This window comes from Novosphingobium sp. (assembly GCF_036733805.1).
Classification (GTDB): domain Bacteria; phylum Pseudomonadota; class Alphaproteobacteria; order Sphingomonadales; family Sphingomonadaceae; genus Novosphingobium.
In genome coordinates this window covers 1-10,360 of record NZ_DAIMZT010000077.1, presented here as the reverse complement: position 1 = coordinate 10,360, position 10,360 = coordinate 1, and the positions used below count along the sequence as shown (strand labels likewise).

The following is a 10,360-nucleotide window of genomic DNA, read 5'->3' as shown; positions in this document are numbered from 1 at the left end:
GCACTGCTGCCTGCCTGCTGCCCTCCCGGCACAACCCCCGCACTCGCCAGCGGGCGATCACCTGTGTCTGCATGCGATCCTCGCCGGATCGGGGAGGAGCGTTGTTTCCACTCCGTCAGGCGGCGGGGTGAAGGGAAGCTCTACAACCAGCGGTCCACGGCGTGAATCGCAAGGCCCACTAATCCGCCTACTAGAGTCCCGTTGACGCGAATGAACTGAAGATCGCGCCCTACCGCGCCCTCGATGCGATCGGCGACGGTGCCCGCGTCCCACCGCTTCACCGTCTCCGAAACCAGCCGCACGATTTCCGCTCCATAACGCGATACCACGCCGACCAGCGTACGGCGGGCAAAACGATTGACGAGCACTTGCAGGCGGGCGTCCTCTCCCAGCGCGCGGCCCAGGTGAGCGATCGATTCGCCCAGGCTTCCGGCAAGGGCCTGGTCCGGATTCCGCACCGCACGCAACAGCGCCGCACGCGCGCGTTCCCACATGGCGTCAAGCCATGCAGCCACGGCGGGGTTTTCCAGCAGTTCCAGCTTCACCCGCTCCACCTTGCGGCGCATTACGGGATCGTTGCGCAGATCGTCCGCGAGCCGTGCCAAAGCTTCGTCGATCCGACCGCGCAGCGGATGATCGGCCTGAACGATCACCTCGGCGAGCAAGCGATACGTGCCGTCCAGCACGCCGTTTGCGAGCCGCTCGTCCAGCCCGGTCCAGCGCATGATCGTGCTCGCCCGCTGGTGAATCATCTCGCGAATCATCGGCTCATTGGCCTCAACCGTTTCACCGACTTTGCGCAGGAGGCTTTCCAGCACGGGCAAGTGGCGTTTATCGGCAATGGCATTGGCGAGCATCTGCCCCAGCAGCGGCGCCAGGTCGACCTTTCCGAGCTGCCGCCGCAATCCGGCCTTGACCATCCCGCCCATCTGCTCAGGATCAAGCGACTGCAGCACATCGGCCAGCAACCCGGCCGCACCGGCGCGGATGCGGGACTGCTCGTCACGCCGGGGATCCGATAGAAACGCGCCGACGCTGGCCGCCAGGTTGAAACCGCGAAGGCGGCGGGCGACAACTTGCGGCGTGAGGAAATTGTCGTGCAGGAACCGCGCCATCGAATCGGCGATACGGTCCTTGTTGACGGGAATGATCGCGGTGTGCGGGATTGGCAGGCCCAAAGGGCGGCGGAATAGCGCGGTCACTGCGAACCAATCCGCCAGACCGCCAACCATCGCCGCCTCCGCAAAGGCAAGAGCATAGCCGAGTGGCCCGCCCCACGCGGGATGGAGCACGGCCAGCCGCCGCAGCAGCAGGAAGGCGGCGGCCATTGCCAGCAACAGCCCGGTCGCGAACAGACGCATGCGCTTTCCCCGGTCCGGCGACATCGCGACCCTGTTAGGCCCGGCTGGCGGCAATGCTGCTCCTCGTCTTATTCCGCCGGCAAGGCGCCGCCGTGCCGACCGTGATGTCCATCCTCCGCATGATACGGCTCGAAAGTCAGCAGCGTCTTGCGCAGACGTGGACCGACCCGCTTCTCGAAACCATCGGCGAGGCTGAAGGCTGCCGGCACGATCACCAGCGTCAGCATGGTCGAGAGGAGCAGGCCGCCGATCACCGTGAGGCTCATGGGGGCACGGAACGCCGCATCGCCTGACAGCGAAAGCGCGGTGGGCACCATGCCCGCGGTCATGGCCACGGTGGTCATGACGATAGGCTGCGCGCGCTTATGCCCCGCGTCCATGATCGCGGTGAGCTTGTCCACACCCTTGCCCATTTCCTCAATCGCAAAGTCGATCAGCAGGATCGAGTTCTTGGCGACGATGCCCAGCAACATCAGGATCCCGATGTAGACCGGCATCGAAATCGGCTGCCCGACGATGGTCAGGGTCAGCAGGCCGCCCAGCGGCGCCAGCAACAGCGAGGCCATGTTGACCAGCGGCGAAACGACCCGCTTGTAAAGCAGCACCAGCACTGCGAAGACCAGGAAGATGCCGCTGATGACGGCGACGATGAACTCGTTCACCATCTCGCCCTGCCACTTGTCCTCACCCACTGGGGCGTTGGAAACGCCCGCGGGCAGGTTCTTCATGATCGGCAGGCTCTGAATCTGCTGCATGATCGGTCCCTTGACCTGCCCTTCACCCAGATCCGCGCCAACGAAAATGCGGCGCGACTGGTTATAGCGCTGGATCTGGGTAGGCCCGGCGCCAAAGCGGATTTCGGCAACGCGATTGAGCGGCACCGAACCGCCGTTGGCCGTGGGCACCGGGAGATTTTCGATCGTCGAGAAATCCCGCCGCGAGGCGCGGGCCAGGATCACGCGGATCGGGATCTGTCGGTCGCGCAACGAGAACTTCGCGGCGTTCTGGTCGATCTCTCCCAGCGTGGCGATGCGGATCGTCTGGCTCAGCGCCATCGTCGTCACGCCCAACTGCGCCGCCAGATCGAGGCGCGGCACGATGACCAGTTCGGGCCGTTGCAGGTCGGCGGCGATGCGCGGTGCGACCATGCCCGGAATGGTGCGCATCTGCTCCACCAAGATCTGCGCCGTCTTATTGAGAAGATCGCTGTCACTGCCCGAAAGCATGATCGAAATGTCGCGCCCGCTTCCGAAGCCGCCGGACTGTGTGGCGAAAGTAACTCGCGCATCCGCGATTTGCTGAAGGTCCGGCGCGAGGCGGCGTTCGAATTGAATGCTGGTGATGCTTCGCTCATCCGCGGGTTTGAGCGCGACGTAAAGCGTGGCCGCGCCTTCGCGGCTTGCCTCCAGCACCTGCTTGACCTCGGGCTGGCTTTCCATCAGCCGGGTCACGCGATCGGCCACCGCTTCGGTCTGCTCTATCGTGGTGCCTGGCACCATCTCGATGTTGACCTGGCTGGTATCGTGGTTCGGGTTGGGCTGAAACTGCTGCGGCAGACCCGCGAGCAACGCGAAAGTTACAACCAGGGCGTAAACGCTGGCGCAAAAAGCGTAGAAGCGATGATCGTGCATGCGCGCCACGACGCGATCGGTAAAGTAACGATACCAGCTGCCGAAATGACCGAAGAACGCCGCCAGCCGACGCAGCAGCTTGCCAAACCCCCAGATCGTCACGGGAATGGCGAGCGGAGCGATGATGGCCGCAAGGACGAAAGACGCGCGATCCAATCCGGCGGCCTTCAATCCGAATTGAACGCCCGCGAAAATCTGCGTGGAAAGCCACATGCCCACACCAAGCAGCAGCGCCACCGCGATGGCCGCCGCGAGGTAGTACCAGCCGCGCCCAGGCACTTTCTCAAGAGCCGCACGACGCCTGTGCGCTTCGGTGCTGTCAAGCGTCCAGGCCAGGACTTTCATGTAAAAGTCCATGGCCTTGCCGCTGCCATGCTCGGCATGCCCATGGGCCTTGAGGAAATAAGCGGCGACCATCGGCGTGATAAGGCGCGCAACGGCAAGGCTCATCAGAACGGCTGCAACCACGGTGAGCCCGAAAGCCTTGAAGAACTCTCCCGGAATGCCGGGCATGAGACCCACCGGCAGGAATACCGCGACAATCGAGAACGTCGTCGCGACCACGGCCAGGCCGATCTCGTCAGCGGCATCGATCGCCGCCTGATACGCGCTCTTGCCCATGCGCATGTGGCGCACGATGTTCTCGATCTCGACGATGGCATCGTCCACCAGCACCCCGGCGACCAGGCTCAGCGCCAGCAACGACAGGAAATTCAGCGTGAAGCCAAGCAATTCCATGAACCAGAAAGTCGGAATCGCTGAAAGCGGGATCGCGATCGCGGAAATAAACGTCGCGCGCCAATCACGCAGGAACAGGTAGACGATCACGATCGCCAGCACCGCGCCTTCGACAAGCGCTTCCATCGAACTGGTGTACTGGTTCTTGGTATAATCAACGGGAGCGAACAGCCGCGTGATGTGGATGTTCGGATTGTCTTTCTCGATCTGCTTCAGCTTCGCCATCGCGCCGTCGTAGACCGCGACGTCCGACGCCCCGAGCGATCGCTGGAAACTGAAGGTGACGACTTCGCGCCCATTCAGCTTGGCGATGCGCGTGCGTTCCGAATATCCGTCGTAAACATTGGCGACGTCGGAAAGCTTGACCTGGCGGCCATCGCCCAGGTTGATGCGGGTCTGCGACAAGTCGTACGCCGTCGTTGCGTTGCCCAGCACCCGCACTGACTGGCGCGATCCCGCGATCTCCGCCTGACCGCCGGCAGCGTCGACATTGACCTGGCGCAGCACGTTGTTGACGTCCCGAGCCGTGACGCCCAGCGCCACCATTCTCGCCGGATCGACCACTACGCGGATTTCGCGGTCAACGCCGCCGTTCCGCGAGACTGCGGCCATGCCTTCGACCGAGAGCAGGGACTTGGAGATGGTATCGTCAATGAACCAGCTGAGCTGCTCCATCGTCATATCGTCCGCGCTTACGGCAAAATAGGCGAGGGCCTGGTCATTCGCCTCCAGCTTCGTGGCCTGCGGCTCAAGAATCCCGTCGGGCAAATTGCTGCGGATCTGATCGACGGCATTCTTGACCTGATTGGTCGCGACATCAGGGTTGGTGCCCACGCTGAACAGCACCACCGTGGTCGAGCTTCCTTCCGCCGCCGTGGACTGGATTTCCTCGACGCCGGGAACGGAGCGCACCGCGCTTTCGATCTTCTGCGTGATCTGCGTCTCGATCTCGGTAGGCGCGGCACCTGGCTGGCTGACGCGCACCAGCACGCCGGGAAATTGGACGTCCGGCATATTGTTGACGTCCATCCGGCTGAACGAGACAATGCCTGCAATCATCACTCCGAAGAAAAAGACGATCGGGATGATCGGGTTGCGGATCGACCAGGCAGAAATATTGCGCAGGCTCATGCGCCCCTCACTTACCGTCGGCGATCAGCTTGGTCTTCACCCGGTCGCCGTCGTTCAGGAAACCGCCCGCGCGCAGCACGACCCTTTCAGGGCCGACGAGGCCCGAAGTTACGGCAATGCCTTCCGCGGTGACAAGGCCGGTCTTGACGGGCCGGCGATGAGCGATGCCCTTGGCGTCGACCGCATAAATGAAGGAGCCCTTGCTGTCGTTCTGAATGGCGGATTCAGGCAGCATCGGCGCGATCACGGTCCCGCTGTCAATCGTAGCGCTGGCAAAGCCGCCCGGCCGCAGAGCGGGATCGAAATCCAAAGCGACGCGCGCGGTGCCCTGACGCGTGGTGGGATCAATCACCGGCAGGATCTGCCAGACCCGGCCGGTGAAGCTTTGGGCAGAGCCGACTGGCGTCACTTTGACCGGAACTCCTACGGAAATGGCGGCCAGATCATCCTCGCTGAGCTTGGCCCGCAATTCCATCTCACCGCCCTTGGCGATCCGGAACAGCACGCCGCTGCCGCCGCTCACCACCTGGCCCGGCTCGACATTCCGTTCCAGCACGAGGCCCGCTTCGGGTGCGAGAATGTTGAGGCGGGCGTTCTGTGCCTGTTGTTGGCGCAAGCTGGCGCGGGCCACCGCCACGCGCGCCACGGCCCCATCGCGCGTGGCTGTCAGCCGATCCACATCGGCACGGGAAATGAACCCGCGATCCACCAGTTTCAAGGCGCGGTCGAGGTTGGCCTGCGCCAACCGGGCGTCCGCCTCGGCGACGCCGACTTGCGCGGACTGGCTTGCCTGCTGTTGAGTCTGAACCGAGCGGTCCACCACAGCCATGACCTGCCCTTTCGCGACCCAGTCGCCCGGCTCGACCAGGACTGCGCGGACCTGCCCTCCTTCGCCGACCGAGCCCACCGGCATTTCGCGCCGCGCGGCCAAGGTGCCCGTGGCATTGATCTGGCCCGCAATCGTCGTCTTGCCCGGCACGATCACGGTGACAACGGGGATCTGGGCGTTGCCCTTGTCCGCCACTTCATTGCCGCCGCGATGCAGGAGAAACCAGATGCCGATCAACGCCGCGATCGCAAGGCCCGCGATAATCCAGACCCGCCGCCTTGAGGCGCGATCCTGATCCAGGTCCAGCGCGAGCGGATTGCCGGCCGGCTCGATCAGTTCGTTCTCCCTGACGTCAATCTTGGCATCGTAATTCATCGGGTCACCGCAGCGGCCACGCCTGGAATCGTCGCGGCCTGATTTGCCGCAAGTGGCCCGGCCACTAATGACGCGAACCACTTGGGACGGCAGAAATTTCTCCACGACGCCATATACGTGCCGGCGACAAGTGGCAATGTTAACTCTGTTTGTAGCGGATCGGTATCGACGAACCACTTCATTGGCGAAGGAGCGTTCAAGACTGTTTTTATTGCTTGCAATCGCAAAAAAAGGCGGCATGAACCCGAAGTTCACGCCGCCTTTTTTGCGATTGCGTCCAGCGACGCCAATTCAGTATTTCTGCTGGCGTTCGTAAAGATCGCGATAGTGCTGGATTCTGGTCACACGCAGGCCCTGCATGCCGGAACGGTCCACCGCACGCTGCCACGACGCAAATTCCTCCAGCGTCAGTTGATAACGTTCGCAGACTTCATCGATCGTCAGCAGCCCGCCGTTGACGGCGGCCACGACTTCCGCCTTGCGGCGCACGACCCAACGGCTCGTGTTCGGCGGAGGCAGGCTGTCCAGAGTCAGCGGCTCACCAAGAGGCCCGATCACCTGGGCTGGACGGATTTTCTGGTTCTCTATCATCTTTACCCTCGTCTGCCGGAGTTGCTTGGGCCGGCGACAGGAGAAACATTGTTCTCCCCAGGCTTGCCATAGGTTGAAGCAGTTGGGTTAACGTACCCTGATGCACCTTCATAAGTAGTTATCGCCGAGGCGGCGCACCCGTCAAAACTACCCCGCAAGCGCAGTCGCAGCGGCTTCGTTTCCGCATCAAGAACGGCGCGAATTTCATGCGCCGCGAACAGGCGCGCGCGCAGATCCTGCCAGTCCAGCGGCAACTGAACCTCAGGAAATGTGTCCTCTTCGTCAGCCTGCGCGCGGACCAAGGCGCAGGTCTTGTAGTCATAGGCGATGTTCATGATCCGGCTTATAAACGCTGCATAGTCAAAGGACGGTAAAGGCCGCGCTTACCTTTCGTTGACCAAATTTAACGCCGCGCCACACTTCCGGATGCGGTCAACAGTATGAAAACCGCGGTTAGCGCTGTATGGGGCCGCGCATGAGCACCTTGCCCGAACTGCTTGACGGTCTTGACCCGGCCGACCTGTGGCAACTGCCCCGGCCGCTTTCCGCGCGCCGCGTGGTGGTGGCCATGTCCGGCGGCGTCGACAGCTCGGTGGTTGCGGCGCTGGCGGCGGCGAGCGGCGCCGAAGTGATCGGCGTGACGTTGCAACTCTACGATCACGGCGCGGCGACCGGACGCAAAGGCGCCTGCTGCGCCGGCGACGACATTCGCGACGCGCGCGCCGTGGCCGATCGCCTGGGCATCGCGCATTACGTCTTCGATCATGAAAGCCAGTTTCGCGAGGAAGTTGTCGAGCGCTTTGCCGAGGATTACCTGAACGGCCGCACTCCGATCCCCTGCATCCGCTGCAATATGGGGCCGAAGTTCACTGATCTGCTGACCATGGCCCGTGAATTGGGCGCGGACTGTTTGGCGACCGGTCATTACGTGCGGCGGATGATCGGACCGACCGGCGCGGAATTGCACCGCGCAGCCGATCCGGCGCGCGACCAGAGCTATTTCCTTTACGGCACCACGGAAGCGCAGCTTGATTACCTGCGTTTCCCGCTTGGCGGCCTGCCCAAGACCGAGACGCGCCGGCTGGCCGAGGCGGCGGGCCTGCGCGTCGCCGCAAAGCCCGATAGCCAGGACATCTGCTTCGTTCCCGATGGCGATTATGCGAAGATCGTCCGGTCGGTACGGCCCGAGGGCGAGCGGCCGGGAGAGATCGTCCACGCCGAAAGCGGCGAAGTGGTGGGCCAGCATCGCGGCGTGATTCATTATACGGTCGGCCAACGCCGAGGGCTGGAGATCGGCGGCCAGCCCGAGCCGCTTTACGTCATTCGCATCGACGCGGCCGCCCGGCAGGTCCTGGTCGGCCCGCGCCGCCTGCTGGCAACGGCATCGGCCCGGATCGTCGATACCAACCGCATCGGCCCATTGCCCGACGCACCCCTTACCGCCAAGGTCCGTTCGCTCGCCAAGCCCGTGCCGATCACGCTCGAAGGGCAGCTAGGCGGGGGCGCAGAGGCGACGATCCGCTTCGATCTACCGGAATACGGCGTGGCGCCCGGCCAGGCAGCCGTGATCTACGCGGGTGAGCGCGTGATCGGCGGCGGGTGGATCGAAGAAACCTCATCCGCAGCAAGTCAGCCGGTCCAGGGCTCCAACTGACATCCGGCCTTATTGTCGAACGTGGCGCTCTGGCTTGCGAACAGCGGCACGCTGGCCTTTACCGCATGGTTCGCCGCGTCCTCCGACAGCCAAACAAAGCGCGCCATGCGGCCCAAGCCAGCCATGCGCACGTCGCCGCCGCAGCTTTTGAGCGAGCGTTGCGAGACGAAACGGCATACGCAGCCCGTTCGCGCGGAGTAAGCGGCGCTCACCAGCGCCTGCTCATGCAGACGCTTCCAATTCCACGCCAAGGCGGCGACGGCCAGCATCAGCGCCAGCAGAACGAGATTGCGCCGCCAGCGAGAAGGCTGACGCGTGAGATAGGCAGAGGTGTTGTTGTCCCCCACCGCCCGTTTCATGGGTGTTGCCATTCGCCCCTGCCTCGCACATCACACCGCGCGTCATGCCGGTGCGCCGCCTTCCCCATATCCTTGCTCTGCTTGCGCTGCCAACCCTCTGGGGCTGTGGACAGAGCGCGCCGGTAGCGCCGTCGCCGCCCAGCGATGCGTCACTCGCCGCGATCCGGGATCCGGGCGGCGCCCCGCGCGAGCCGCTTGCCCACGCGCTCGACGCCTTGTTCGATGGCGATAGCGTGGGACGCACCGAAGCGCTTGTGGTGATGAAGCGCGGCTCGGTGATCGTCGAACGCTATGGCGAGGGCATCACCGCGCACACGCTTCTGCCCGGCTGGGGTATGACGCAATGCGTAACCACCCTGATGATCGGTCAGTTGGTGAGCGACGGCCGTTTGCGGATGGACGAGTCCGCCCCCGTGCCTGACTGGCAGCGGCCCGGCGATCCGCGCGGCGTGATTACCTTGCGGCAATTGCTGCAGATGCGCTCTGGCTTGCGCCACACTGAAAGCGCACCCGCCGGCAGCGGCGTGGAGGAACGCGAATCAGACCGCATGCGTATGTTGTTCCTGGACGGCCGCGACGACATGGCGGCTTATGCCGAGGCGCAACCGCTGGAGGCGCCAGCAGGCCATATATTCGCGAACTCGTCGGCAACCTCGGTTATTCTCGCCGACCTCGCCGCGCGCGCGCTCTCGCCCGACCATGACCCTGGCCGCCGTCGCCAGGCAGTGAGCGATTACCTGAAAAACCGGGTGCTTCTGCCGATCGGCATGACGTCGGCCGTTGTCGGCTTCGATCGGGCGGGAACGATGGGCGGTGCCGACATGGTGCAGGCCGGCGCGCGGGACTGGGCCGATCTGGGCGAGTTCCTGCGCCATACCGGCTCCGTCAAGGGCGCGCAGATCCTGCCGCGCCGATGGGTGCAGTTCATGCTCGCACCCTCCCCCCGCAATCGCGCCTATGGGGCGGGGGTCTGGCTCAATCATGGACCTGCCGGCGAAAATGCCCGCCTCTTTCCCGGCGCGGCCCCGGCCGACCTCTTCGCCTGCGTCGGCGAATACGGGCAATATGTGATCGGCTCGCCCGGCCAGCTTGTCACCGTGGTCCGGCTGGGCGAGAGCGACCCTGAGCAAACGCGCGTTCTGCATGACCGGCTTGGCGCGCTTCTGGCGCTGTTTCCCCGCGGGAAGGATTAAGCCTTCGGCGCTTTACTGCGCGCCCAAGCGAATCGGCGGCAGCACGTCCTTGCCGGCATCGCCGGCCTCATCGACCAGCCCTTCGGGATCGGGATGGATCAGGATTTCCACCTCTGGAAACTCGGCGTGAAGGCGCGCCTCGATTTCGTCCATCACCCGGTGCGCGTCGCGCACGGTCATGTTGGCGTCGACCCAGATGTGAAACTGCACGAAATCCTTGTCGCCCGACGTGCGCGTACGCAGATCGTGAATACCGGTGATGTCCGGATAGCGGGCCAGCACGTCCAGAAAGCGCTGCTTCTTCTCTTCAGGCCATTCGTGATCCATAAGCTGTTGCAGCACGTGTTCCGAGGCGGTCCATGCGCCCCAGCCGAGCCACGCCGCGATCCCGAGCCCGAACACCGCATCTGCGCCCCGAAGCCGGGCATATTGATCGAGCGCCAGCGCGGCGATCACCGCGAGGTTGAGCAGCAGATCCGACTGATAGTGCACATTGTC

9 protein-coding genes are annotated in these 10,360 nt (G+C 64.0%); 2 read left to right on the top strand and 7 right to left on the bottom strand.

Translation table 11 applies throughout. The features are described 5' to 3' along the window. Positions 1-140 precede the first annotated feature (140 nt). The 5 genes from V7D69_RS14150 to V7D69_RS14130 all read right to left on the bottom strand — a co-directional run bounded on the left by V7D69_RS14150 (position 141) and on the right by V7D69_RS14130 (position 6,991). Positions 141-1,361, bottom strand: a complete 1,221-nt coding sequence (locus tag V7D69_RS14150) for a DUF445 domain-containing protein (RefSeq protein ID WP_333606121.1) — start codon at positions 1,359-1,361, stop codon at positions 141-143. A gap of 68 nt (positions 1,362-1,429) precedes the next feature. After that, on the bottom strand, positions 1,430-4,861 hold the full coding sequence (locus V7D69_RS14145; RefSeq protein ID WP_333606120.1) for an efflux RND transporter permease subunit: 3,432 nt from the start codon (positions 4,859-4,861) through the stop codon (positions 1,430-1,432). A 7-nt stretch (positions 4,862-4,868) separates the two neighbouring features. Next, positions 4,869-6,065, bottom strand: a complete 1,197-nt coding sequence (locus tag V7D69_RS14140; protein WP_333606119.1) for an efflux RND transporter periplasmic adaptor subunit — start codon at positions 6,063-6,065, stop codon at positions 4,869-4,871. A 291-nt stretch (positions 6,066-6,356) separates the two neighbouring features. Next, the gene (sciP, locus tag V7D69_RS14135; RefSeq protein ID WP_324064489.1) at positions 6,357-6,656 is read right to left on the bottom strand and encodes a CtrA inhibitor SciP; all 300 of its coding nucleotides are present in this window, start codon (positions 6,654-6,656) and stop codon (positions 6,357-6,359) included. Positions 6,657-6,658: 2 nt separating this feature from the next. Next, complete coding sequence (locus V7D69_RS14130) at positions 6,659-6,991, bottom strand: hypothetical protein (RefSeq protein ID WP_324064490.1); 333 nt, start codon at positions 6,989-6,991, stop codon at positions 6,659-6,661. Between the two features lie 140 nt (positions 6,992-7,131). Here V7D69_RS14130 and mnmA point away from each other — a divergent pair, with 140 nt between their 5' ends. After that, positions 7,132-8,310 carry a tRNA 2-thiouridine(34) synthase MnmA gene (gene mnmA / locus V7D69_RS14125; RefSeq protein ID WP_324064491.1) on the top strand — a complete coding sequence of 393 codons (1,179 nt, stop codon included), beginning with the start codon at positions 7,132-7,134 and terminating at the stop codon, positions 8,308-8,310. Here the strand turns inward: mnmA and V7D69_RS14120 are convergent. Beyond that, positions 8,286-8,681, bottom strand: coding sequence for a hypothetical protein (locus V7D69_RS14120; protein ID WP_333606118.1), 396 nt, complete (start codon positions 8,679-8,681; stop codon positions 8,286-8,288). The genes mnmA and V7D69_RS14120 overlap by 25 nt on opposite strands. Positions 8,682-8,713: 32 nt before the next feature. On the opposite strand from V7D69_RS14120, the gene V7D69_RS14115 reads away from it, so the two are divergent. Next, on the top strand, positions 8,714-9,862 hold the full coding sequence (locus V7D69_RS14115) for a serine hydrolase domain-containing protein (RefSeq protein ID WP_324064493.1): 1,149 nt from the start codon (positions 8,714-8,716) through the stop codon (positions 9,860-9,862). A 12-nt stretch (positions 9,863-9,874) separates the two neighbouring features. Here the strand turns inward: V7D69_RS14115 and V7D69_RS14110 are convergent. After that, positions 9,875-10,360 (bottom strand): cation diffusion facilitator family transporter (locus V7D69_RS14110; protein ID WP_333606117.1); only part of this gene is annotated, 486 nt, incomplete at its 5' end.

Coding starts and splice junctions, on each gene's coding strand:
- V7D69_RS14115 (WP_324064493.1), top strand. CDS start 8,714: ATGCCGGTGCGCCGCCTTCCCCATATCCTTGCTCTGCTTGCGCTGCCA.
- V7D69_RS14150 (WP_333606121.1), bottom strand. CDS start 1,361: ATGCGTCTGTTCGCGACCGGGCTGTTGCTGGCAATGGCCGCCGCCTTC.
- mnmA (WP_324064491.1), top strand. CDS start 7,132: ATGAGCACCTTGCCCGAACTGCTTGACGGTCTTGACCCGGCCGACCTG.
- V7D69_RS14120 (WP_333606118.1), bottom strand. CDS start 8,681: ATGGCAACACCCATGAAACGGGCGGTGGGGGACAACAACACCTCTGCC.
- sciP (WP_324064489.1), bottom strand. CDS start 6,656: ATGATAGAGAACCAGAAAATCCGTCCAGCCCAGGTGATCGGGCCTCTT.
- V7D69_RS14140 (WP_333606119.1), bottom strand. CDS start 6,065: ATGAATTACGATGCCAAGATTGACGTCAGGGAGAACGAACTGATCGAG.
- V7D69_RS14130 (WP_324064490.1), bottom strand. CDS start 6,991: ATGAACATCGCCTATGACTACAAGACCTGCGCCTTGGTCCGCGCGCAG.
- V7D69_RS14145 (WP_333606120.1), bottom strand. CDS start 4,861: ATGAGCCTGCGCAATATTTCTGCCTGGTCGATCCGCAACCCGATCATC.